General features: G+C 46.8%; 21 protein-coding genes. 14 read left to right on the top strand and 7 right to left on the bottom strand.

What is annotated here, in order from left to right; genetic code table 11:
- Positions 1-29: 29 nt before the first annotated feature.
- From MCG46_RS00340 to MCG46_RS00355, 4 genes are all read left to right on the top strand, one after another.
- Positions 30-1,853, top strand: coding sequence for an ABC transporter ATP-binding protein (locus MCG46_RS00340; RefSeq protein ID WP_240276506.1), 1,824 nt, complete (start codon positions 30-32; stop codon positions 1,851-1,853).
- Positions 1,813-3,657, top strand: coding sequence for an ABC transporter ATP-binding protein (locus MCG46_RS00345; RefSeq protein WP_240276510.1), 1,845 nt, complete (start codon positions 1,813-1,815; stop codon positions 3,655-3,657). Before MCG46_RS00340 ends, MCG46_RS00345 begins: the two co-directional genes overlap by 41 nt.
- A gap of 196 nt (positions 3,658-3,853) precedes the next feature.
- Positions 3,854-5,050 carry a hypothetical protein gene (locus tag MCG46_RS00350; protein WP_240276511.1) on the top strand — a complete coding sequence of 399 codons (1,197 nt, stop codon included), beginning with the start codon at positions 3,854-3,856 and terminating at the stop codon, positions 5,048-5,050.
- A gap of 102 nt (positions 5,051-5,152) precedes the next feature.
- The gene (locus tag MCG46_RS00355) at positions 5,153-6,232 is read left to right on the top strand and encodes a hypothetical protein (RefSeq protein ID WP_240276519.1); all 1,080 of its coding nucleotides are present in this window, start codon (positions 5,153-5,155) and stop codon (positions 6,230-6,232) included.
- 158 nt (positions 6,233-6,390) lie between these two features.
- On the opposite strand, the gene MCG46_RS00360 is transcribed toward MCG46_RS00355, so the two are convergent.
- Entirely contained in the window at positions 6,391-7,269 is an 879-nt protein-coding gene (locus tag MCG46_RS00360; RefSeq protein ID WP_240276521.1) for a VIT1/CCC1 transporter family protein, read from the bottom strand.
- 169 nt (positions 7,270-7,438) lie between these two features.
- A complete protein-coding gene (locus MCG46_RS00365; protein ID WP_240276523.1) occupies positions 7,439-8,260 on the bottom strand; it encodes a histidinol-phosphatase in 822 nt (273 codons plus the stop codon).
- A 325-nt stretch (positions 8,261-8,585) separates the two neighbouring features.
- On the opposite strand from MCG46_RS00365, the gene MCG46_RS00370 reads away from it, so the two are divergent.
- Positions 8,586-10,043, top strand: coding sequence for a sodium-dependent transporter (locus MCG46_RS00370; RefSeq protein ID WP_240276525.1), 1,458 nt, complete (start codon positions 8,586-8,588; stop codon positions 10,041-10,043).
- A gap of 104 nt (positions 10,044-10,147) precedes the next feature.
- Here the strand turns inward: MCG46_RS00370 and MCG46_RS00375 are convergent, their stop codons facing one another.
- Together MCG46_RS00375 and MCG46_RS00380 are read right to left on the bottom strand one after the other, a co-directional pair.
- Positions 10,148-10,729, bottom strand: coding sequence for a response regulator transcription factor (locus tag MCG46_RS00375; RefSeq protein ID WP_240276527.1), 582 nt, complete (start codon positions 10,727-10,729; stop codon positions 10,148-10,150).
- Positions 10,722-11,987 carry a sensor histidine kinase gene (locus MCG46_RS00380; RefSeq protein WP_240276529.1) on the bottom strand — a complete coding sequence of 422 codons (1,266 nt, stop codon included), beginning with the start codon at positions 11,985-11,987 and terminating at the stop codon, positions 10,722-10,724. The genes MCG46_RS00375 and MCG46_RS00380 overlap by 8 nt, the downstream gene beginning before the upstream one ends.
- Before the next feature lie 442 nt (positions 11,988-12,429).
- On the opposite strand from MCG46_RS00380, the gene MCG46_RS00385 reads away from it, so the two are divergent.
- The 9 genes from MCG46_RS00385 to MCG46_RS00425 are packed head-to-tail and all read left to right on the top strand — an operon-like array spanning position 12,430 to position 21,750.
- On the top strand, positions 12,430-13,170 hold the full coding sequence (locus tag MCG46_RS00385; protein WP_240276531.1) for a zinc ribbon domain-containing protein: 741 nt from the start codon (positions 12,430-12,432) through the stop codon (positions 13,168-13,170).
- 4 nt (positions 13,171-13,174) lie between these two features.
- Positions 13,175-15,004, top strand: coding sequence for a dynamin family protein (locus MCG46_RS00390; protein ID WP_240276541.1), 1,830 nt, complete (start codon positions 13,175-13,177; stop codon positions 15,002-15,004).
- Positions 14,991-16,124 (top strand): dynamin family protein, encoded by a 1,134-nt coding sequence (locus MCG46_RS00395; RefSeq protein ID WP_240276566.1) that lies wholly within the window; start codon positions 14,991-14,993, stop codon positions 16,122-16,124. Before MCG46_RS00390 ends, MCG46_RS00395 begins: the two co-directional genes overlap by 14 nt.
- A complete protein-coding gene (locus MCG46_RS00400; protein ID WP_240276568.1) occupies positions 16,108-17,070 on the top strand; it encodes a hypothetical protein in 963 nt (320 codons plus the stop codon). The genes MCG46_RS00395 and MCG46_RS00400 overlap by 17 nt, the downstream gene beginning before the upstream one ends.
- Complete coding sequence (locus MCG46_RS00405; RefSeq protein ID WP_240276574.1) at positions 17,060-18,022, top strand: M48 family metallopeptidase; 963 nt, start codon at positions 17,060-17,062, stop codon at positions 18,020-18,022. Before MCG46_RS00400 ends, MCG46_RS00405 begins: the two co-directional genes overlap by 11 nt.
- An 11-nt stretch (positions 18,023-18,033) precedes the next feature.
- On the top strand, positions 18,034-19,809 hold the full coding sequence (locus MCG46_RS00410) for a dynamin family protein (protein WP_240276575.1): 1,776 nt from the start codon (positions 18,034-18,036) through the stop codon (positions 19,807-19,809).
- Between the two features lie 17 nt (positions 19,810-19,826).
- Positions 19,827-20,480 (top strand): zinc-ribbon domain-containing protein, encoded by a 654-nt coding sequence (locus MCG46_RS00415; RefSeq protein ID WP_240276577.1) that lies wholly within the window; start codon positions 19,827-19,829, stop codon positions 20,478-20,480.
- Positions 20,477-21,088, top strand: a complete 612-nt coding sequence (locus MCG46_RS00420; protein WP_240276579.1) for a zinc ribbon domain-containing protein — start codon at positions 20,477-20,479, stop codon at positions 21,086-21,088. Before MCG46_RS00415 ends, MCG46_RS00420 begins: the two co-directional genes overlap by 4 nt.
- Before the next feature lie 56 nt (positions 21,089-21,144).
- On the top strand, positions 21,145-21,750 hold the full coding sequence (locus MCG46_RS00425; RefSeq protein WP_240276582.1) for a zinc ribbon domain-containing protein: 606 nt from the start codon (positions 21,145-21,147) through the stop codon (positions 21,748-21,750).
- A 171-nt stretch (positions 21,751-21,921) separates the two neighbouring features.
- Here MCG46_RS00425 and MCG46_RS00430 read toward each other — a convergent pair whose 3' ends face one another.
- Genes MCG46_RS00430 through MCG46_RS00440 form a run of 3 tightly spaced genes read right to left on the bottom strand, consistent with a single transcriptional unit; the run spans position 21,922 to position 23,540 of the window.
- Complete coding sequence (locus MCG46_RS00430; protein ID WP_240276583.1) at positions 21,922-22,245, bottom strand: hypothetical protein; 324 nt, start codon at positions 22,243-22,245, stop codon at positions 21,922-21,924.
- Entirely contained in the window at positions 22,232-22,561 is a 330-nt protein-coding gene (locus MCG46_RS00435) for a hypothetical protein (RefSeq protein WP_240276586.1), read from the bottom strand. The genes MCG46_RS00430 and MCG46_RS00435 overlap by 14 nt, the downstream gene beginning before the upstream one ends.
- Positions 22,548-23,540 carry an Rpn family recombination-promoting nuclease/putative transposase gene (locus MCG46_RS00440; protein ID WP_240276588.1) on the bottom strand — a complete coding sequence of 331 codons (993 nt, stop codon included), beginning with the start codon at positions 23,538-23,540 and terminating at the stop codon, positions 22,548-22,550. The genes MCG46_RS00435 and MCG46_RS00440 overlap by 14 nt, the downstream gene beginning before the upstream one ends.
- Positions 23,541-23,637: the final 97 nt, after the last annotated feature.

Raw genomic sequence — 23,637 nt, forward strand, 5'->3', positions numbered from 1 at the left:
ACCGAAATATCAAAGAGGGGGAGTCCTGAATGAAATACAGTGTCCGCAGTTCATATCATCTTGTTTATTCCCGGATGTGGAAATATGACCGGAAAATGATCGCTTATGGGATTGCCGAGGTGATCTTTTCCGCAGTAACGCCGTTAATGGGGGTGCTGATGCCTTCGCTGATCATCGCCTGCCTGGAACAAAACACCGGCATTCCTACCTTGGCAGCGGTCTGTCTGGGTTCATTTCTGATCTATGGTGTGATCCATGGAATTCAGGCCTTTCTGGAAAATCGTTCAGCGATGCAGTTTATCCTTTACCGTCTGAAAAACTTTTGGGAAGAAATGTTTCACAGCACGCTGACCCGCGATTATCAGAAAATTGAAAGTCATCAAACCCAGACATTGATGACCAAAGCGACCGAATGTTTGTCAAGCAACGATCATGGTTTGGAAGGGTTCTGCCATCACAACATCAAGCTTGCGGTGAATGTTGCGGGTCTGGTTCTCTATTCGCTGATCATCGGAGTCACCAACATCCAGCTGATCTGTCTTTTACTCGGCTTGTCCGTCATTCAGTATTTCGTTTATTTCTATGCCCGGAAAAAAGAAGAAGCGACCCTGGAAGAATCCAGTCAGATCATCCGTTCGACGTGGTATCTGCGCAAAGAAACCTATGATGTTGCCGCGGGCAAGGATATCCGGCTTTATGGTCTGCGGTCCTGGCTGGCGGACTACTACCGAAAGCTAAACCATCGTTTGGAAGCAATCTACGGTCAGGTTCGCAAAGCTTACTTCGGCTATGATCTGGCTGGGGTCATCATTCAGGTGATCCGGGATCTGGCAGCGTACAGCTGGCTGATATTCAGTCTGATGCAGGGAATGAGCATCGCTCAGTTTGTTTTCTTGTTAGGCATTATCGGCGGGTTTTCCACATGGTTTTCCACAATCAGCGAAATGCTGGCGTTGATCAGCAACGATCTGATGCGGTTCAGTTTCTACCGTGAATATATTGATTCCGGAAAATCAGCGATTTCCCCAGAAGAAGTGAAAGATTCCGCCATGACGTTGGCGGTCACGTTTGATCATGTTTCGTTCCGGTATGATCAGAAAGGGGAACCCGTCCTCAATGATTTCTGCCTTGAAATTCCCGCGGGTCAGAAGGTGGCGCTGGTCGGCATCAACGGTGCCGGCAAGACGACCCTGGTCAAGCTGTTATGCGGACTTTATACTCCTGACAGTGGACAGATTCGGCTGAATGGTCAGCCGCTTACCGAAAGAAATCGGGAAAGCTTTCAGGATCAGCTGGCCGTGGTCTTTCAGGATGCCATGGTCATGTCCGTGACGATTGCGGAAAATGTCTCCGGCAAGCCATTGGACAAAACCGATCGGGAAAAAGTGATCTCTGCGCTGAAACAGGCTAATTTATGGGATAAGATCAAAACCCTGCCGAATCAGGAACGCACATTTATCGGCAAAGATCTGGATGCGAGCGGAATTCAGCTTTCCGGCGGGGAAGTTCAGCGCCTGATCCTGGCCCGGGCATTATATAAGGAAGCGAAGATGCTGATCCTGGATGAGCCGACGGCGGCGCTGGATGCCATCGCGGAAAATGAAATGTATCGAATGTACGGCGGTCTGGTCGAAAATCACACCTCGCTGTTTATCTCGCACCGCCTGTCTTCCACCCAGTTCTGCGACCGCATTCTGTTTCTGGAAAACGGCCGAATTGTGGAAGACGGCACGCATGAAGAACTGATGCGGCAAAAGGGACAATATGCGGCTATGTTTGAAGTGCAGAGTCATTATTATCAGGAAGGAGAGGATGAGTATGCGTTTGAAGGAAGCCTGGCAGGAAACCTGTAAGTTTATCCGCATGATGCAGGCAAGCGAACCCCATTTAATTCTCTATCTCTTTTTAACCGCTTTGATAACGGCGTCGGTGCCGTTCATCACGCTCTATTTCTCAGCCCGGATTCTCAATCTGTTGATGATCAGTCAGTTTGAGCCGGCGATGAACAATGTGTTTTGGATGATCGGCCTCAGTGGTTTGCTCACACTGATCAGTAAGGCTTTAAATCAGCGGTTTATCAAAATCCGTGATATTTCGGAATATAAGATTCGTCAGCGTGTCATTGAAAAGTCATATCAGATCGAATACGAGGATCTGGAAAAGACCGAAACCCTGGATGAGATCCGCAAGGCGGACCAGGGCAGCAACGGCGGAGGCGGTACCGGCGAGCAGCTGCGCGATCTGCTTCAATTTCTGACCATGTTTTTTTCGATGCTGTTCTCCCTGCTTTTTGTCGCTCTTCTGTTAGTTCAGATCTTTCTGTCCGCCCAGGATAAAACCCTGCCGTTACTCAGTTTGGGGGCGCTGCTGCTTGTTTACGGTGCGGTGATTGGGATCGGTTCGCGGCTCAGTGCCAAGTCCGGCCAACTGCTTCAAAAGATGAAACGGGACAACGTGCATAACAATGCGATTTCCAACTATGTCGGCAATCTGGGCATGAGCATCAATCATGGCAAAGACATCCGGCTGTTTCAAATGCAGGAACTGATTCTTCAGTTGTTTGAAAAGACACTGATCGGTGCCCGGTTCTATATGGACTGGGGCACGACCAATGGCAGGATCAATGGCTTCATTCTCTTTCTGACCCAGCTGGCTTCCGGCATGACGTATCTGGTGATTGGGATCATCGCGATGCAGGGAACGATCGGCATCGGTGAAGTCATGTTGTATGCCAATGCCATTCTGCGTTTTACCACGTCACTGGTGACCTTGGCGTCCAGCTACAACAACCTTGTTTATCGTTATGAGTACCTCAACAGCTATGAAGCGTTCATTCAGCGGCCGAATCTGGGCTACGAAGGCACGCTGCCAATCGAGAAGCGGGATGATCATGAATACCATCTGACCTTTGATCATGTTTCCTATTGTTATCCAGGCCAAAAGGTGTACGCTTTAAAAGATGTCAGCTTTGATCTGGAAATGAAAAAACACTTTGCGGTAGTGGGCCGCAACGGCGCCGGAAAAACAACATTCATCAAGCTGATGTGCCGGCTGGCTGAACCGACGAGCGGGCGGATTCTGTTAAACGGCATTGATATCCGCAAATATGATATTGAGGAATACATGCAGATTTTCTCGGTTGTGTTCCAGGATTTTAAATTGATGGAAATGCCGCTGGGAGAGAACCTGGCTTCCGGCAGTCTGGTCGATGAGAAACGGGCATGTCAGGTTCTGGAGGAAGTGGGTCTCGGTCCGCGTCTTCAGAAGATGAAGCAGGGCTTAAAAACCCAGTTGGGCAAAGAAAATGGCGACGGCGAACTGCTGAGCGGTGGGGAAGCGCAGAAAGCAGCGATTGCCCGGGCTTTATATAAGGATGCCCCGATCGTCATTCTGGATGAACCAACGGCGGCCTTGGATCCGATCTCGGAAGCGGAAATTTATGAGAATTTCAGCGAACTGGTCAAAGATAAGACGTCGATCTTTATTTCTCACCGGATGAGCAGCTGCAAGTTCTGTGATGAAATCATTGTGTTTGATCAGGGACAGATTATTCAGCGGGGAACCCATGATCAGCTGGCCGCTCAGCCGGGTTTGTATCAAGAGTTATGGGAAGCTCAGGCACAGTATTACCGCCGTCCTGCGTTCAAGCTGATCTGAGACAGTTTCAGTTCTGAAAAGTATCAATGGAGATTGAAAGTCGGGAATAAATCCTTCTTTCAGTCTTTTTCTTTTTCGTTTTGAAAACAATTAGCAAACACACGAAAAAGGGCAGACAGTCGGCGAAGAAGTCCGGCAGATTGATTGTACTTTGGCCGCAGTAAGGTTACAATAAAATTAAGAAAGAAGGGTTATCATGAAGATTGGGATTGGCTATCTGCAAAGCATGAATGCAGATATGGAGGACCGGGATGTCTTGAATCGGAACTATCTGGAGGAACTCTCCCGGCGCTGCGGACACACGTTAGAAATCGTTCAGCCGGAAGCGTTAAAAGAGGAAGCCATGACGGTGGTGTTTGTCGGCGGCGGTGGTACGGAAGGACGCTTTCTGAAGCTGGAGCCGTATTTAAAAGAGCCGATTTTCCTTTTGACCTCTGGCGAAAACAACTCGCTGGCCGCGTCGATGGAAATTCTGTCCTACCTGCGTCAGAAAGGCGTACAGGCGGAAATTCTGCATGGCGATCTGGACGATATGGCCGCGCGGTTAAGCGATCTGGTTCAGGTGTTCAAGGTTGAAAAGGAACTGCGGGGACTGCGTTTAGGCAGTGTCGGCGATCCGTCAGACTGGCTGATTTCCAGCCATGTCGATGCCGATCAAGTCCGTGAGAAGACCGGGATTGAGCTGGTTTCCATTTCGATGGAGGAATTCTTTGCGGAAATCGAGAAACATCAGGTGGAAGAAAACGAATATACCCGCCAGCTGCGCAGCCAAGCTTGGCCGCAGGCAGAAATGCAGAAATCATTGGAAATCTACGGTGCGCTTAAGCGCCTCTGTCAGAAATATCAGCTCAACGGCGTGACTGTGCGCTGCTTTGACCTGTTGGGCCCAGTGAAGAGTACCGGCTGTCTGGCGCTGGCGATTTTGAATGCCGAAGGAATCTACGGCGGCTGTGAAGGCGATATGCCGTCCTTGATCGCTATGACGCTGATCGGCAAACTGACAGATCAGCCGGTCTTTATGTGCAATCCTTCGCGGATTCTCTCGCAGCCGAAACAGATCATTTTCGCTCACTGCACCTTGCCGTTAACGATGCCGAGTGCTTTCCGGTTAATGACGCATTTTGAGTCGGATTTGGGTGTTGCGCTGGCCGGCCATTTGCGTGAGGGCGAAGCCACGGTGTTCAAATGTTCGGCGCTGATGGACCGCTACTTTGTTCAGGACGGTGAAATTGTTGAAAATCTGAACGAAAAACATCTGTGCCGCACGCAGATTCGCGTCTCATTGCCGCAGGGGCTGGAAACGCTGCTGAAAGAGCCGATTGGCAACCATCATCTGATTGTGCTGGGGCACTACGCTTCACGCGTTCATGAATTCTTCCGTTTCCATCATTAAAAAACCAGAATTAACCAGTCAATATTTTGGAAGTCGTAAGCAAAATTTAAGACATTCCTTAATAATATCCTTTATAATAAAGAGAGAAACGAGGTGCAGGAAATGAAAAAAACAATTGCAGCAGCTTTGGTTCTGATCTTGTTGATCAGCGGTTGTCAGAACAAGGAGAAGCCGCAGCCGACGGATGACGGCATGCTTCCGGCACCCCAGCAGCAAGTGATCAACAATGAACTATCCGGAACGGACTTAGCGTCAGCCAAGCTGCAGATCACCCAAACCGCGCCGATTCGCATCGCATCTGAAATCGTTCGGTTATCGATCAGTGAAGAAACCCTGGAGGGCTGCACGATGGAGGCCTGCGAAGAAGCCAAAAAAGCTGGACTGAAAGGAACGGTTATCTTGGCCGGAACCAAAATCAATCCAGGGTTATCAATCTTCCAACTGTTCACAGAGAAAGCGATGCAGACGTATTCGCTGACCACAAGCCAGGGCAGCTGGAATGCAGAACAGCTGAAAGAACATCAGATCTGGACCAATGGCAGTGTGTCTCTGGTCAATATGAACAACCTGATCGGACGAACGGAAGGTGAAGATCAGCGGACGATTGCCGATCAGATGTCACGATGGGTCTATGATGAAATGGCAGCGGTCGGGGAAGTGCTGCAGGACTATCGCGTACCGTCAGCGGATTTATTCACCGATCTCGATGCCAAAAGCAAGCAGATTGAAAACCTCAAGGTCACCGTGGCTTACTTGAAGCAAACATCCTTCCCGTCAGGGATTGAACGCACGTTCCAGACTGTGGACGGACTGACATTAAACGGTGACGGCTATGTCGTTTCACTGAGCTTCAACAAAAAAGGAAAAGAGACGGTATCGCTGCCGGTCTTCCTGGTTCAGCAGTACAACAAGGCGACGCTGAAACCCGAAAGCTATTTTAATCTTCAGGATCAGACGATCTTAATTTCCAAGCTGCCAAGCGAGGCTGTTCTGGAAGAAACGCCTGAGCGCAAAGTTGTGGATCTTGCCCCTTCCTTCTATGAAGGACAGGATTTGGCAGAACGTTTTGCCGCTGCGGTCGGCAGTAAGGAAAAGAAAAAAGATTATGCCTGGGCCAAAGATGTCGTAGCGCAAATGCGAACCCAGCTGGTTGAATTTTATGAAAATCAGATCGGGAAATAAGTGGAAGTTAAGAAAAGCTTAAAAAGGAACACATACGGAATAACAAGAAAAAGAGAAGTCTGCATGAACTGATTACGGTTCAAAGGACTTCTCTTTACTTTTAGGTTCTTTCAAGAATCGCGTTGGTGAAAGAAAACCTGAAATCTGAAAGCAGCAGTTTAGATATCGATCCCCAGCCAGGCCTTAATGACCAGTCCGACCAGGAATGAAATGACAGCAACCGATCCGGAGATCGTAAACATCTCCAGGAAACGTTGTTTGAAATTGTAGTTCTTGGCAACTGAAATATAATAATTGAACACGAGAATGATCAACGTCACGGTGATCAGCAAGGCGATCAATGCTGGAATGTAAGCTTCCGCCGGAAGCAGTAAATAAGGCAGGCTCATCAAAGCCACCGTGATCAGATACATCACGCCGGTATACAGACACGATTTCACGGCCTGCGGATCATTATCACTTTTTGCGGAAAGATAGGCCGAGGCTGTCATCGACAAGGTTGCGGAAACCCCTGTGATTAAACCGGACAAAGCCACCAGACGATTATCCTGCAAAGCGAAGGTCAGACCCGCCAAGGTTCCGGTCAGTTCGACTAACGCGTCATTCATACCCAAAACCATTGAGCCGACAAACTGCAGGCGCTCTTCATCGAGCATCGCCAGCAAAGCCTGTTCATGACGTTCCTCATCCTCCGCAATTTTTTCAGCCTCAGGAATTTCCTGAATTAAGCGGGTGTATGCCTTATCGGCTTTATCCTCACCATTTTCCATCAGCTTTAAGGCAAAGGTATAACCAAAGATTTTGGCAAGCAGACTGTACCAGAAAACTTTGCCCTTGTTGGGTTTTGGCTGCAGACCGGTATATTTGCCCCACAGTTTCCCATGCAAAGCTTCTTCCTGTGCAATTTGAAGCAGAATGTCACGGTCCTTTTCCGATTTAACAGTTTCCGCGATTTTCTGATAAATATGATATTCGTCAATTTCGTTCTGCTGCATCCGAATCAGGGTTTTCAATGCAGCGCCAGAGCATTCATTCATCTGTTTTTTACCCCCTATTTCTATCTTTCATATTACACTATTTAATTCAAGAATTCAAAATGGATCGGTGAAGAAATGAGGATCTGGGAGATAAAATCGGATAAAAACAAAATGTCTGCAGGTAGACCATCGTCAATCTGCTTGTAGGCTGCAGCCAAAAGATTGGACTTTACAGAATGGGAGCCTGATCGATGAAATTCAGCGGCAAGCCCTCCAGAATCTGTTTCGCGATTTCCAGACGGCTGAAATCCTGCAGCACCAGTGGGGCATGGGCATCCCATCCGTAGCATACCGGGCATTGCATCTGAGCCGCAATTTCCCAGAACGGACGGAACGGATAGGCATAACTGCTTATCTGATGCGAGGGTGAAACGGAGCTGATTAGATAATTGTGTTTACCGTAATGGACACCGTTTAAATTGATTTCCAAAGGAATCTGCCTTTTAACGCTGACAGTACAGATCCGTTGGGCGGCTTCTGCACAGGCCGGTGTGAAGGTGCGGCGGCCCAGCATGAAATAGTCAGGATGCGCGATCATTACGAACCATCCAGTTGCCGCCGCTTTTTCAATTTGGGCTGCATAAAACAAGACATCTTCATCATTGTTGTAGGCATCGTAATCATAGACAAGCTCATAAACGGGATTTGTTTCAATGGCTTTGAAATGCTGGCCGAGAATCAAATAGTCAACTTCACCGTGCAGCTGTTCGAGCAAGGCCTGCTGATCATCCAGATATTCCGCTTCATAGCCAAAGCGCAGTTGGATTAAATCCTGATATTTTATTTTTAGCGCCTGCATGGCGTCCGTGTATTCCTGACGCTGATCCCAGAACATTCGGCAGGTTGGCAGATGCAGCTGAGGATAGGGCATGTGATCACTGAAACCAAGCAGCTCAAAGCCTGCTTCTATAGCGCTGAGCACCATCTGATCATCTGTTCCGCTGGCATGACCGCAGCGGAAGGTGTGAGTGTGAAGATTAAATTTCTGCATGGGATTTTCTCCTTTTACCAATACATCACCGGTTAAGTTCAGTGTAATCGTCATTCTGTAAAAAAACAACAGAGAATTTCCGTTGTTCCGTTTTCTTTGTTTTAGGAGGGGGAACGGAATCCTTAGGATGCTGGACATGATGAAATGCAGCAGTATCCAGGCAAGAAGGTGCTGAAGAAAGGGGAAATGGGAAAAAGGAATATCGCTGGAAAGAAAAAGAGGTCAGGATAAACAAAGCTGAACTTGGTCTTAACGGCTTATTTTGGTTAAAGACAGAGCTATTTTTCTATGATACAATAGCTGGGAAAAAGGGGATTTTGTAAAAATGAAAGAAAGAGAAAATTTATCTTCCCGTCTGGGATTTATTTTAATATCGGCCGGCTGTGCGGTCGGTCTGGGCAACGTATGGCGTTTTCCGTTCATTACCGGTCAGTATGGCGGAGGAGCCTTCGTTCTAATCTATCTGTTTTTTTTAATCTTGCTGGGGCTGCCGATTATGGTCATGGAGTTTTCCGTGGGCCGGGCTTCGCGCAAATCGGCATCTCAGTCGTTTGATGTATTGCAGCCTAAAGGAACGCACTGGCATTGGTTTAAGGGCATGGCCGTCAGCGGCAATTACATTTTGATGATGTTTTACACGGTAGTCGGCGGCTGGATGATGAACTATGTTTTTAAAATGAGTTCCGGCGGATTAACAGGTTTGAGTGCGGCTGAGGTCAGCGGTGTTTTTGATGGAATGCTGAAATCCCCTGCTCAGCAGGTTGGCTTTATGGTGCTGGCTGTGCTCTTGGGATTTCTGGTTTGCCGGTTAGGTTTAAAAAATGGCGTGGAACGGGTATCGAAAGTGATGATGTCCTGTCTGTTTCTGATTATGCTTGTGCTGTGCGTGCGTTCACTGACGCTGCCGAATGCGATGGAAGGTCTCAAGTTCTATTTGATTCCTGACTTTAACCGAATTCTGGAAGCAGGGATCAGCAACGTTATCTTTGCGGCAATGAGTCAGGCGTTTTTTACCTTATCGATCGGTATGGGGTCGCTTGCGATCTTCGGCAGTTACATTGGAAAAGAACGCAGTCTGTTTGGTGAAAGCCTGAATATCATGGCGCTGGATACCCTAGTGGCGCTGCTTTCCGGTTTAATTATTTTTCCAGCCGCCGCTGCTTACAACATTCCGGTCGATTCCGGCCCGGGCTTAGTCTTCATCACGTTGCCGAATATTTTCAATTCCATGCCTGGAGGTCAGATCTGGGGTACCTTGTTCTTTATCTTTTTGTCGTTTGCCGCGCTGACGACAATCATTGCGGTCTTTGAAAACATTGTGGCGTTTGCGATGGATTTCGGCATGTCACGAAAGAAGTCTGTACTTATGAATATCCTTCTGCTTCTGGTTTTATCTCTGCCATGCGCGTTGGGCTTTAACCTTTGGAGCGCTGTTCAGCCCTTGGGGGCAGGCAGCACCATCCAGGATTTAGAAGACTTCATTGTATCCAGCAACATTCTGCCGTTAGGATCCTTAATTTATCTGATGTTTTGTACCCGTCAATGCGGCTGGGGCTGGGATCATTTTATTGAGGAAGCCAACGCCGGAAAAGGCCTGCGGTTCCCGGCCAAAATTCGCGGATATCTGCGCTGGGGTCTGCCGTGCATTGTCGTGTTTATTTTCTTCCAAGGATATTATGCCAAGTTTACGGGTTTTGCACAATTCTGGCTGCCGCTGATCATTGTGGTCTGTGTCATGATGTTTCCGCTCAGTGCCTGGCTGAGTCAGCACCGTTCACGATAAAAAAGAAAAACCTCATTCTGTCTAAAGGGCTGAAAAGCTTTTAAAGAGAATGGGTTTTTTTATTATATGGAAAGTAATAAACAATTTTTTCTAAGAATTCTTGGTTAATTTCCACGGAAGATGTGAATGAGGGTGCTGACGCTGGGAAGATCAAGCTTTTTCAGGATCATCGTCTTTTGGTTCGCTATCGTTTTTGGTGAAGAATGCAGAGAGACATCTTTTCCCATTAAATTGTCGAAGACACTGCGCTCAGCCGGGGATAAGCAGGCTAGGATTAAAGACTGAATCATCATTTGCTGGGGCGTTGGACCGGTGGCTGTACTGCGGATCATCTCCGTCAGCAAAGCAAACTGCGATTTGAAAACATAACCGTGTGCTAAGCCGCGGACAGCCGCCTGAATGACAATATCTGGATCTTCAAACGAGGTGAAAATCAACACTTTACAGTCAGTAGCCATGCGGATAGCCCGGCAAGCTTCGATTCCCGAACTGAGCGATCCATTTAAACTGAGATCCATTAAAATTAAATCCGGTTTTTCTGCATCAGCTAAAGCCACTGCGGCTTTGGCGCTAGTGCAGCAGGCGAGAACTCGCATATCCGCTTCTTTTTCTACCGTCTGACGGATCAAGTATTGAAAATCCAAGTCATCTTCAACGAGTACTAATTGAAGGATTGCGTTATTCATACGTTTTTGCTCCTATTCCTTTTTGAATCTTTCTTTTAGAATATGGAAAATAAAGAAAGAAGGTTGATCCCTGACCTAAGATGCTTTTCACCCGCAGTCCCCCATTTTGTTTTTCCATGACACGGTAACAGTAATACAGACCTAATCCCAAATGCTGTAATGGCGCACCTTTCGTTGTGAAATAGGGCTGAAATAAACGCTGCTGACTGACTTCATCCATTCCCTGGCCGGTGTCCGAAACAGAAAGGACTGAACATTTTTGAGCTGGATGAATTTGATAGCTTAAAGTAATTTCACCGCGCTCTTCAATCGCATCTGCGGCATTATGAATCAAATTTTGTAATATTTCGGTCAGATGGTCAGGATCTGTGAAAACCACCGCTTCCTCCGGACAATTCAAATGGAGCGTAATGACTTTGCCGGAAGGACTTATAAAGTTTTCAAGACAGTGTTTCAGCAGCGGATAAACCGAAAAGACGATTAAATTTAATGAAATATCCTGAGTTAACAGTCGAGTTCGTTTCACAAAATGCTCTAAATGCGAAGCTGAATTCTGAAGGATCTGCAGTTGAGCAGCCTGCGTTGGATCCGCTGTTTCTGCCATGGCGGAAGCCGCCCATTGAATCTTTGCCAATTCATTTTTTAAGGCGTGCGTGATGAACAGCGTATTGTCGCGCACATTGTTCTGCGTAGACGACAGCTCCATGGGATCCCTGTAAAATCGAGCACCCCAGATTCCATCATGAAACAAATGATAAAAAAAGAAAATTAACAAGAAGAAAATGACGAAGACATTTCCTTGCCATACTTTAAAATAAGGATATAACTTCAAACTGTGGATGAGAAAAGCGGTCAGCAGCCAATACCATAGCGGAAGCAGGATACTGATTGTTATCCAGCAGCGCTGACGGTAGTCGTGCGATAAACGCTTGCGGATCAAAGTGCTGATCAGCAGATAAGTAATCCATATTCCGTAGCTCCAGTTATAAATTGAAACACTCAGATAATAGATGCCCAGATGCAGCTGATATTCACGCGTTTGCGTATAAGGAACAGCCAATCCAAACAAAAGCGCCGGGATAAAGATCAAAAAACGGGCATAACGGTAAAACCGCAGATGACGCTGCGGAATTTCCGCAAATTCAAAGGCTACCATCACCGTCGAAGGCATGGCCAGATAATAAAGCATTGCGGTCATCACAGAATAAATTTGAGTGTAAAACGAACCGGAAATAGTCGGAAATTGTTCAAGAAGCATTGGGACAACTCCAAAGTAGAGATATTCCTTGAAGACACCGCAGGTGAAAAAAAGTCCGGCGATGAACCCCCAGCGATTCATTCGCTTTTTTCGGTTGGAAAGGTAGATCGCACTGAATAAAATCCATAATAACAACGTAAAAATCAATAACCAAACGGAAGATAAGCCCCCTTGAGCCTGAGTTTCAATAACCCTCACCCCCTAAGAAAGAATAATCGTAAGAAAACCTTGGATTCTGATTCCATTCTACCGTTTTCCTAGTTGGAAAAACAAGGTCATGTGGTGATCTTTTGAACTTCCCAAATATTTTGGGAATCCTTGCCCGTTCCTATCATCAAAAAAGGGAATGAAGTAAAATGAACTTAAGAATACCGGAACGCTGCAATCAGGTTATTAAAATCTGAGGCAAGGAGAAAGAAATAAGCAAAGGAGTGTGGGGATCATGAAATGTCAACATTGTGGAAATGAGCTGTTAGAGGGGGCTAAATTCTGCAGCCAGTGCGGCAAGCCGGTGGCAGAGAAATTGATTTGTCCCGAATGCGGTTATGAAGGCGAGGCCGGGATGGTTTTCTGCATTCACTGTGGGACGCGGCTGACACCAGGCGGCAAGGTGCAGCCGGAGCCTAAACGAATTAAGGTCTGTCCTAAGTGCGGACGCCAAGGTGAGGAACACATGGCCTTTTGTCAATATTGTGGAGTTAGACTGGTCGAACAGGCGGATCAGGAAGAACCTCAGCCTGAACCGATTCCCCAGCCTATACCGCGACCTGAACCCAAACCGGTTCCCGAAGAACCGCAAGAAAAAGCCAGCGGCCAGCTGTTAAAGACGCTAAAATCAATGTCAATGTATAAAGGAGAGCCAACGGTAGGCGTGGCTCAGGCGACTGGTGAACTGCGAATCTATGATGATCATATCGAATACACGAAAAAGTTAGGGAATGCCGTTGGCGGTATGTTCGGCGCGGTGGGCATGGCGGTTGCTGCTTCCAAGGCTAAAAAGGAGAGTCCTGTTGAATATTTTTGGTTCAGTCAAATTTCCGAAGTTCATGAAGGACGCTACGGCGGCATTTTTCATACTTTAGTCATTACCGATCATAGTTATCAGAAGCATTCGTTTGCCGGGATGGCCTCAGCGGCCGATATCCAGCAGGCGGTTGCCCTGATTCAGCGATATCTGCGTTAAGTTTATGGATTACAAGGATTACGAGTTCCAGGTTTACGGCATGCTTGTCGCTTTAGCGCAAAGATTCAAGCCAATGCAGGAACTGCCATCGATAAAGGAAAAAATAGATCAAATAGATGAAGAACTGCAGCGCATTAAAACTCGAAAGTTCCGCGTTGCGGTTGTTGGGGAATTTCGACGGGGAAAAAGCAGTTTCATCAACGCTTTGCTTGGTCGGGAAATTCTGCCAGTCGACGCTTTGCCGACGACGGCGACGATTAATCGGATTACCTATGGGGCTGTTCCGCAGGCTTTTCTTTACTATAAAGACGGCCGTCAGGAAAATGTAGCGATTGATGAGCTTAGTCAGTATGTAACCAAACTGACAGCTCAGTCACTGGATTATGCAGCGAAGATTCGGGAAGCCGTGGTTGAATATCCCTCGATTTTTACGCAGAATTATGTTGATTTGATCGATACGCCAGGGATGAATGACGATGATCTGATGAATCAGGTCACCTTAAAACAATTAGAACAAATTGATTTGGCAATTGTGGCATTATCGGTATCCAGTCCGCTCAGTGATACAGAATGCCGGTTTATGGTGCAGCTGCTTGAAAGCAAGGAGATCCGGCAGATTGTGGTTGTGGTGACCAAGATTGATCAGATCCGTGAACGGGAAAGGGCAAAGCTGATCGCTTATCTGCGCCAGCGCATCTCTGAAAAAGTCTTAGAAAAGCTCAAAGCTAAATATTCTGCAGAAGATCCGATCTTTCTAAAATTTGAACGAATCTTTTTGCATCTGCCTTTGTTTGGCGTCTGTTCTCTGGATGCACTGGAAGCACGGCAGCGCAATGACGATGAGCTGTTTGAAAGCAGCGGATTCCGTGAACTGAATGATCAGCTGCCGGCTTTGATCTTAAGCGGTCAGAACAACTCGACAATTCTGCGGGCAACACAGACTCTGCGCACGCTGACCTCCGCCTTTTTGTTAGAGCTGCCGCAGTTTGCGCAAAGTTTGCAGCAGCGTCAAACAGACTTGAATAAACAACGTCAGGATTTCGCTGAATTGGCGTACAGCCAAGCTCAGAAAATGATGGAACCTGTACGTGTACGTTTATTTGAACGAATTAATCAGCTGAATGAGGAGGAAGAAACTCTGACCCGGGAATTTATTGCAGCCCTCTCACAAGTACGCGTTCTGGATAAAAAAACAATTCAGGATGCGCTGCGTGTTCAAATGCAAAAGAGCGAGCAGCGGTTAAACCTGTACTTTTTCAGCAGTTTGGATCCAGAGCTCAGCGAACTCGCCAGCCAGGAAGTTCAAAGACAATATCTGGCGTTAGTTAATCAATTGGAAAGTACCCTGGAACAGTTCGCATGGATGAGTGAGGCGGTGACAAAGCAGATCGCTGAACTGCGGGAGCAGCCTCTTATCTATCCTGCGGAAGAGGAATTTCCATGGCGCTGGGATCCAACGCCGGTGCTGCCGCTAAATCAGATGCTGGACGTGCATTTGATCCTGCAGGTGCGCCGCTGCATCAAGCAGAGTCTTGATACCTATAGTCAAATCCGGAAACGACGTGCCGCGGCCAAGCTGAAGCAAGTAAGTGAGCAGGCAGCCGGCTATCTGGAATCCTTAGTGGTTTCCGTCTACCAGCAAGTCCAGCAGCAGATGATCCAAACTGAGCAGCTGAGGCAAAATCTCATGCAAAACGAAGTCCGTGAAAGCATAGAACAATTAGCTCGTGAAAATGAGGTTCTGGAACAATTGTTTTTACGTTCCGCTGCTCTGCAGACCTCAGCGGAAATAAAGGAAAGCGAGTCAGGAGGGGAAAATCATGAACAGGGATGAACAATACACAAGCTATCAGGGAATGGTTGCCCAGGTCAACACCAGCCTGGTGCAGATGGAAGAAATTACGGAACGACTGGATCTGTCAGAAAGTCAGAAAACATTGGCAAAGCATCGAAAGAAACTGAGCGGGCATACCTTCGCTGTCGGAATCCTTGGAGAATTCCGCCGCGGCAAGAGTACGGTGATCAATTCTCTGCTGGAGAAAGAAATCATGCCTTCCGATATCCTTCCGACCTCCGCAACGATGAACCGCGTGACCTATGATCTGAAACCGCATGCTGAGCTGATTCTGCGGGATGGGACAATCAAGCCGATCGGCATCGAAGAACTGCCGCGCTATGTGACCAAGCTGTCTCCGGAAGATGAAGAACGGGCGGCTCTGGTAGAAGAAGCAATTGTCTATTATCCGTGTAAATTTTGTCAGAATGGTGTCGATATTATTGACACGCCAGGGCTGAATGATGATGACCGAATGAGTCGGATTACTGAGGAAGTGATCCCTAAGCTGGACGCGGTGATCATGGTGGTGACCCATGACAGTCCGTTCAGTATGAGCGAAGCGGAATTTGTCCGAAGCAAACTGATGACCAGCGATCTGAGCCGATTGATTTTTCTGGTCAATAAGATTGATATGATCCGCAAAGCTTCGGATAAAGAACGGATCGTTCAGGATATTAAGCGCAGAGTACAGAAGAGCGTTATGGATAAGATGGCGGAGGTTTATGGTGAAAACTCCCGCGAATATGAAGACGCCAAGCTTAAGGTAGGCCAGATCCGCATTTATCCGTTCTCCGCTCTGGATGCTCTGGAAGGAAAAATGGAAGGCGATCCGGAATTGATTGCCAAAAGCGGAACTTTGCCTTTTGAAGAAGAACTGACGCACATGCTGACGGAAGAACGCGGCGCTTTGGAGCTGCGGGTACCGATCAATGTGATCGAGAAAACTGCGATTGAAATTGCCAAGACCGTTGAAACACGCAGGCAGGCCTTAAAGCTCAGCAGTGAAGAATTTGAGCGTTGTCAGAAAGCGTTGTTAACCCAGCTTAATGACATTCGTCAACAGAAAACAGAAGAGAAAAAAACGGCTGCGAATTGCTGCAATGGAAGTACGAAATGAGATGATCGTTCAAACGCAGCAGTTCTATCCCCAATTAAAGCAAAAATTAGAAGAAGTTCTGGATACGACACCGATAGATTTGGACACGCTGAAATCAGACGCGGGTCAGCAGGCCGCGGCCGAGATGATGCGGAAAGCGGTGACTGCCGAGCTGGAAGCCTCCATGTCTATCTATACCGAAAAAATTGAAAATCAGTTAAAAAAGTTGATCGGCAAAGAATCGGTCAAATTAGGCGAATTCACACAGAAGATTTCCCAGCAGCTCGATGATTTCCACTCATCCTTGAATTTGCAGCAGACGGGCATGGACAAGGACAATCTGATGAATATTGGTATGGGTGTTCTGACCGATTATATGGGGATTTTAGGCGTTGGCAGCATTCTTGCCGGATATCGGGAAGCGGGCGTTAAAGGTGCGATTGCCGGCGGCGGAGTCGGGGTAGCCGCTCATTTGGCGGTAGCGACGATGCTGGCATCGATGTCGGTAGTCGGACTTCCGCTGGTTGTGATCAGCTGTGCTGCCGGCGCGGTTGTCAGCAAGCACTTCTCACGCTTTCTGTTCGGTAAGGATGTGGCAGGCAAGCGCTTAGAAGCCATTCGGGAAACAATCCGCAAGAATCTTCAGGAAATGCTGGATGAAATGCAGGCCCGCGGCGAGCTGGAGGACTGGATCCGTCAGCGTGTGGATACCGCTTATGAAGAGCTGAGCGATGCGATGGAAGAAGAATGCGAAAAGATGTTGAAAGACACACAGAATACCATGGATGCGATTAAGCAGGATCTGATGCAGAATCAAATGCAGCGGGATAAGCTCTCGGAGACCTATGAGGAAAGTCTCAGTCAGGTTAAACAAATTCTGGCTCAGCTGAAACCGATTGCTGAAAAAGTGGCTCAGGTGCTGCGGGAGGATGCAGATATTCCAGGAGGAACCGAAGATGAGCAATGATTACCGTTCGCCGCTGAGCACATTGGATATCAGCTTTGAACATTACGTTCAACGCCGCAAAGCGATTGAAAACCGCCGGATGAGCGGCAATGGACTGCCGAATTATGCGTTCGCACTGGATTATGAATACCGCCGCAAGCTAGATTCTGTCCCACAGCTTTACAACATCGCTAAGAAGATCTGTGCGACCTATGCCAGCCGTACGCTGCAGGAAATCAATATGGATGGTCTGTTAGCAGGGCCTCAGCAATTTCCTGAAGTTTACCAGATCGGCTGCGACTGCGCCAAAACCTTGGGCATTGCGATTCCGAATATCTATATCGTCAACAATCAGGGCTTAAATGCCTACACGGTGGCCACTGATGAAATTGAACCATTGATCGTCATTTACAGCGGCTTGTATGAGCGCTTTACTCCGGGAGAGCTGCGCTGCGTCATCGGACATGAGTGCGGACATATCCACAATCAGCATACAGTTTACAACACATTGAGCAACATTCTGGTCGCTTCCGGACAGATTGCGACTGGCATCCTTTCCGCTCAGCTGATGAACATTCTAACCTTAGGCAGCGAAGTGCTGCTGCGGACTTGGAGCCGGGCTGCAGAAGTGACGTGTGACCGTGCCGGCATGATCTGCAGCGAACGCATCGAAGACGCTTACAACGTCAATGCCAAACTAATGTATGGCGGAGCCTGGGGAGAACATGAAGTCAGTCTGGATGCCTTGAAGCAGCAGCTGGATATGCAGCGGCAGTCCATGACGAAGCTCAATGAACTGCTTTATGATCATCCAACCTCAGTTCGCCGAATTTTGGCAGAAAAAGAATTTGCGGAATGTGAGATTTTTTATCAATGGCGTCCGGAGCTGAAACAATCGGGAATGACGATGCGCTCTCGCGAGGTAACCGATCAGCGCTGCAGGCGGATTGTTGATGTCATGAAGAAGGATTAGGGGGCGAAACCATGGAAAAGTCAGATCGCATCACGGTTGACGCAGCTGAACTGACTGCGTTAATCGAAAATCAGTTGGATCGCTTCAAAGTTTTCCAGTTCGACAGTCGTTTGCGCAGTTTGTTAGGTGAAACTCTGATTGACCGTCTTACCGTTTGGGATAAGCAAATCCGTCAGCGCAGGAATGATCCGTTTACCCTGGTTGTCTGCGGTGAATTCAAGCGTGGGAAATCTAGTTTGATCAACGCTTTGTTAGGGGAAGATGTTGTACCAACCAACGTCACGGCCGAAACGGTAACGCTCAATCGTATTCAATATGGTCCCCATCGCAATGAAGTTCGCTTATCTCAAGGCCGAAAAATGACGCTGAGCGACGCAGAAATTGAACGTGAATCCCTGGAAGCGCTGATGCAGGAAACGCAGGAAACCTTCCGTCAAATTGATTTGCAGCGGCCGATCGACTTCTTAAAGCAGGTCACGATTATTGATACGCCCGGCTTGTCAGATTCACTCAGTGATTTCAGCGAATTAGTAGATCAGGCGTTATGCCAGGCGGATGCGGTTCTGTATGTTTTCTCGGTTCGCTATCCATTAGCCCAAAGTGAACAGTTATTTTTAAAGGCTGCGATTTTGCCGCAGAAATATACGGATTTGATGCTTGTCGGCAATTTTGCAGATACACTTCAAACTGAGGATGAACAACAGCGCATGGAACAAATGTTGACCCAGCGAATAGAAGGTTTGCTTCCAGATCAAAAACCATGGCTGCTCAGCGCTTTGGATGAGTGCTGTCACCAAAGACAGGAAGAACGTCCTAATCTGGTCTGTGCAGAAAGCTTAGCGAAGAACTTTGACCACTTCCGCCAAGCCTTAGTCGATCAAATTGAACAACGTCAGGAATGGATTTTGCCTGACCGCATGCAGCGGATGGTGAGAGGCATGATCGCTGAGCTGAACCAAAATATCCAGGCAATGCAGGAAGGCTTGACTCTCGATCATAATCAGCTGCAGCAGCGACTGGAGATTCTGAATCAGGAAAAGGCGCAGCGGATTTCTTCCCAACAGGCGTTTAACCAGCGCCTTGACGACTTGATTGATCAGATGCAGGCCGAAGCCTGGGGCTGGATGGATGAGGTATTAAATCAGATGCAAAGTCAGGTTCAAGGTCTGAAGCGCATGAAAGCGGAAGATCTGATGAAGTATTATACCTTTTATTGTATTGATACGATTCAGGAAGCAATCTCCCGCTGCATTGATCATCATACGGTTTTAATCTACGATGAACTCGATGCGTTAAGTCGTGAACTGACGGCCAGACTGTCGCAGAATCAGGTGCAGTCAGGCTACAACTTTCGCTTTGCTTTAGATAACCGTACATGGACGATGGGGGATAACGTCAGTTTTGTCGTTTCCAAACTCAGCGGGCTGGGATTATTAAGCCTGGTTGCCGATGGTATTGCCGGGGCGATGCGGCAGAAAGAAATGACCGATAAAACACCACAGATCATTCAGTCTATTGCGTCGCAGTATCCTCAACTAACATTGTCAGTGCAAAAGACACTGCAGTCTATCTATGGTCAGCTGAAAGATACCGTAAAAAAGCAGCTGATGGACTACTATCAGGAACAACTCGATCAATTTGAGCAGCAGAGCGAGCAAATCGCCAAGACCGCACGTCAAAGCGAAGATCAAAAAGCGCAGATTAAAGCCGCATTGGATCAGCTGAATGCGGTTCTGCAGGATATCGAGCGGCTGCTTGCTTCGCAGTTTGAAAATATGAGGAAGTAAACAAAGGGGGAATTGTTATGGGAGGCATCTTAGTCGACGGCTGCGACGCATCGGATAGTTATTATAAAATCAAGGATGTTGCTCAGGCTTACTGCAAAACATGCGGTTGTGAGCGGGTGTATGCGTTAATGGAACTGAAAATGAAAATTCGTGTTTTCTGGATTCCGACCGTTTCTATCAACACTAAATATGCAGTGGTTTGTCCTGTCTGCAAGAACGGTTATATCGTTGATGAAGGCCAGAAAAATGATATTCTAACCGGCCGTGCAGAAGTGGAAGTGAAGGAAGATGGATTGATTCTGCATGCGCTTCCAGCACAAAACGAACTGCATTCGACAGGACATGTAATTGATAAACAGCCAGAATTGCCTGCCGATCAGCCGCGGTTCTGCTTCCGCTGCGGAAGTCCGCTGGATGAGAAGGGGCTCTGTCCGCATTGCGATGAGGTTAAGGAAGTTTCGCTTCATGAAGAAAACGACGAGTTGTCACAGATAAGAAAACAGGAAATCAAAAAGGTTGTCACAGAACTTGAGTCACTGCGGGATCCCATGTCGCCGTTCATTCGCCCTCAGTCAAAGATCTGTCCACATTGTCAACTGCTTTATGCTCAGGATAAAGAATACTGCGATATCTGTGGAAGAACATTAGTTCAAAGGGAGAATCATTCATGAAAAAATGCAATCATTGCGGAGCGGAAATGAATGAAGATGCGGCATTTTGTCCGCATTGCGGCGAACCCGTGACTGACACATCCACAATCCAGTGTTCTTATTGTCATCAGGAAGTTCCTGCAGATCAATTGTTTTGTCCGCATTGCGGCCATCGTCTTTTATCAGGGGGCCGTTCTAAGGATGAACCTCAGCCATCACCTGTACCTAAACCAAAACCTGAAATTCATTATGACCCCAAAAAGAGTTCGCCAATACCTCAAGAACCTATTCAGACTCAGCCTTCTTCTTTCGTCAAACCCTTATTTCTGTATGCACTGATCTGTTTGCTTTTAACCTATTTCGATGCGTTGGCGCTGGCTGTGAATAATCGCTACTACAGTTTTCCAGAAGCGTTTATGATCTATATCTGGTTTGGCTTGATCGCGTTTATTGTGTTTTTTATTTTTCTTGTGTTCAGCCGAAGGACGATGAAACAAGCAAGTCAGACAAAGGATTCGCAAAGACAGGCAAAGTTGAAAAAAACAGCGAAAATTCGTTTTTGGCTTGGCTTTATTTTAGGAATTCTCCTTTTGATCGGCATCGGCATTTTTATCATCTTTGATGCGTAAGTCAGCGGCGACTGTATTTCGTAACGTATGTCATACAATGAAAGGAGGAAATGAACATGCAAAAATGTCTTCATTGCGGAGCAGAAATAGCTGATGAAGCCGCTTTTTGCCCCCATTGCGGTGAATCAGTGGTCAAAGCTCAGACTGTGATCTGTTCCTATTGCCAAAAAGTCATTCCTGCGGATCAACTATTTTGTCCTTATTGTGGTCATCGTGTAATCGCAGAACCTCAGCCTGAACCTGAACCCCAACCCATACCTCAGCCCGATCCCCATCCTGAACCCCAACCCATACCCAAATCGAATGTAGAAACGGAGGATCCTGCGCAAATTGATCAAAAGGTGCGCGTGAATCGTATTTTTGCGTTAGGAACATGTGTTCTATTTGTTCTGAGTGAAGCTTTACTCAGTTCCACGATAATTTCCTATCGGTCATTTTCAGAAGCTTTACTCATCTTTACAGTGATAGGGATTGCTGTGTTTTTCGGTTCCCTGATTATGATTAACCAATATGAGAAGTTTGCTTTATTGGCCTGGAATGCCACTGAACCGCAGGTACGTCAGGGTTACAAAAACAAAGCGAAGCAAATGTTAAACCAGGCTTATATTGTGATTCTGGTGCTGATGATTCTGAGTTTTGTCATCGCGGGTATCGACTGGTAAAAATTCAAAAAGTAAGCAAGAGGTAAAATGTTAGGAACTTTGCAGCTTTAAGGATCACCGAGAAGAAAACGTTAAGCTTGAAATGCGGTTGCGCAGAAACGCGCAAGGTTTATGATAGAATTGCATATTAGAAAGGTCAGAGTATTCCCCCTGACCTTTTTGTATTCAATTTTATTTGTTAGATCCTGCGGCGTGACTTAAAACAATTTTATCTTGATTGATGTTTACAATTTCATTTGCCTGGATTAAGGAAGATGCAATCTGAGCTTTCAGACTGTTTAGCTGGTCTGATCGTATACCGCTATACTTCAAAATAAGCTCATCTTGAACATGATCTTTGAGCATGGCCTGAGCATTTTGAAGCTGATTAAGCTGGATCCCTTCTTGAATCCCCTCCTGAATCCCATCATATTTGATCTGAGCTTTATCTCGTAAGTCGCGTTCATGGGCAAAGGCCGCATTTTGGGCAGCCAGCGTGAAACTATTGATTCTCATCGGGTTCTGTTCCTTTTGTTGTATTCACTGCAGGACTGTCTGGACTTGGGATATCGTAAGAAGTTTCACTTTCTTGGATTAAGGAAGATGCAATCTGAGCTTTCAGGCTGTTTAGCTGGTCTGATCGTATACCGATATACTTCAAAATAAGCTCATCAGGAACGTGATCTTTGAGCATGGCCTGAGCATTTTGAAGCTGATTAAGCTGGATCCCTTCTTGAATCCCATCATATTTGATCTGAGCTTTATCTCGTAAATCACGTTCATGGGCAAAGGCTGCATTTTGGGCAGCCAGCGTGAAACTATTGAATCTCATCTGTTTCTGTTCCTTTTATTGTAGCCGCTGCAGAACTGTCTGTGCTTGGGATATCGTAGGAAGCTTCACTTTCTTGGATTAAGGAAGATGCAATCTTAGCTTTTAGATTGTCTAGCTGGTCGGATGGTATTCCACTGTACTTCAAAATAAGTTCATCAGGAACATGATCGATCAGCATTGCATGAGCATTTTCCAACTGAGTTTGTTGAACTCCTTGCTGAATCCCATCATATTTGATCTGAGCTTTATCTCGTAAATCACGTTCATGGGCAAAGGCCGCATTGCGGATGGCGGGATCGGAACTAATAACTTTCATCACTTCGGCTACCTCCTTAAATATGTCGTTGCGCTGTATGATTTCCGCAACAATTGGATCGCTGATTTCTTCGTCATACTTTTCAAAGAACCAGCACCACTTTTCAAATCCGTCTAACTCCTGATAACTGTGATTCATCTGAATTATTTTCTTTAACTCAATGATATAAATGGTTATCAAATTTGTCAAGACGTCATGTTCATCCTTTTCCTGAAGTTGATACACATGGATCGCCTTGTCAGGCTGATCAGCCTTTGGCGGAAAGGGAAAATCAAGAAAGAAGACTTGGCAGACGGGAACTAATTCGGAATAGGCCGCCCCTTTGTTTGCGGGCTGTGTCAGCAACATCGCCGCGTAATATGCGGAACGGTTACAGATGTTCATTTCGCTGGCATAGCCCTGCATTTCGTAATTGATTAATCGCATAGGGAGAGTCTGTACACTGATATCCAACCGTATATCTTTCCCGCTGGATGAGGGCGAAAGTTTTTCGGTGGGACTGAGGGACAGCGCTTCAAAATGAGTTTTCATCAATTCCTCCGAGATGTTTTTGAGAAATTTCTGACCTAAAACAGGAAAATAGGTTAACAGCGTTTTAAAGACGAAATCGTTGGTACAACGAAGCTTGGGCGGATGTTGGATCTCTTCTTGGATTACCGGCATAAAATCCCTCCTCCTCTTACCTATTGCGGAAAAATCAAAAAAGCCCCGCAAAAACGCTGAAATAAGTCTATTTTTCATCTTTTTATCACATTTCCAA

The organism is Holdemania massiliensis (assembly GCF_022440805.1).
GTDB classification, from domain to species: Bacteria; Bacillota_I; Bacilli_A; order Erysipelotrichales; family Erysipelotrichaceae; genus Holdemania; species Holdemania massiliensis_A.

Coding starts and splice junctions, on each gene's coding strand:
- MCG46_RS00340 (WP_240276506.1), top strand. CDS start 30: ATGAAATACAGTGTCCGCAGTTCATATCATCTTGTTTATTCCCGGATG.
- MCG46_RS00345 (WP_240276510.1), top strand. CDS start 1,813: ATGAGTATGCGTTTGAAGGAAGCCTGGCAGGAAACCTGTAAGTTTATC.
- MCG46_RS00350 (WP_240276511.1), top strand. CDS start 3,854: ATGAAGATTGGGATTGGCTATCTGCAAAGCATGAATGCAGATATGGAG.
- MCG46_RS00355 (WP_240276519.1), top strand. CDS start 5,153: ATGAAAAAAACAATTGCAGCAGCTTTGGTTCTGATCTTGTTGATCAGC.
- MCG46_RS00360 (WP_240276521.1), bottom strand. CDS start 7,269: ATGAATGAATGCTCTGGCGCTGCATTGAAAACCCTGATTCGGATGCAG.
- MCG46_RS00365 (WP_240276523.1), bottom strand. CDS start 8,260: ATGCAGAAATTTAATCTTCACACTCACACCTTCCGCTGCGGTCATGCC.
- MCG46_RS00370 (WP_240276525.1), top strand. CDS start 8,586: ATGAAAGAAAGAGAAAATTTATCTTCCCGTCTGGGATTTATTTTAATA.
- MCG46_RS00375 (WP_240276527.1), bottom strand. CDS start 10,729: ATGAATAACGCAATCCTTCAATTAGTACTCGTTGAAGATGACTTGGAT.
- MCG46_RS00380 (WP_240276529.1), bottom strand. CDS start 11,987: ATGCTTCTTGAACAATTTCCGACTATTTCCGGTTCGTTTTACACTCAA.
- MCG46_RS00385 (WP_240276531.1), top strand. CDS start 12,430: ATGAAATGTCAACATTGTGGAAATGAGCTGTTAGAGGGGGCTAAATTC.
- MCG46_RS00390 (WP_240276541.1), top strand. CDS start 13,175: ATGGATTACAAGGATTACGAGTTCCAGGTTTACGGCATGCTTGTCGCT.
- MCG46_RS00395 (WP_240276566.1), top strand. CDS start 14,991: ATGAACAGGGATGAACAATACACAAGCTATCAGGGAATGGTTGCCCAG.
- MCG46_RS00400 (WP_240276568.1), top strand. CDS start 16,108: ATGGAAGTACGAAATGAGATGATCGTTCAAACGCAGCAGTTCTATCCC.
- MCG46_RS00405 (WP_240276574.1), top strand. CDS start 17,060: ATGAGCAATGATTACCGTTCGCCGCTGAGCACATTGGATATCAGCTTT.
- MCG46_RS00410 (WP_240276575.1), top strand. CDS start 18,034: ATGGAAAAGTCAGATCGCATCACGGTTGACGCAGCTGAACTGACTGCG.
- MCG46_RS00415 (WP_240276577.1), top strand. CDS start 19,827: ATGGGAGGCATCTTAGTCGACGGCTGCGACGCATCGGATAGTTATTAT.
- MCG46_RS00420 (WP_240276579.1), top strand. CDS start 20,477: ATGAAAAAATGCAATCATTGCGGAGCGGAAATGAATGAAGATGCGGCA.
- MCG46_RS00425 (WP_240276582.1), top strand. CDS start 21,145: ATGCAAAAATGTCTTCATTGCGGAGCAGAAATAGCTGATGAAGCCGCT.
- MCG46_RS00430 (WP_240276583.1), bottom strand. CDS start 22,245: ATGAGAATCAATAGTTTCACGCTGGCTGCCCAAAATGCGGCCTTTGCC.
- MCG46_RS00435 (WP_240276586.1), bottom strand. CDS start 22,561: ATGAGATTCAATAGTTTCACGCTGGCTGCCCAAAATGCAGCCTTTGCC.
- MCG46_RS00440 (WP_240276588.1), bottom strand. CDS start 23,540: ATGCCGGTAATCCAAGAAGAGATCCAACATCCGCCCAAGCTTCGTTGT.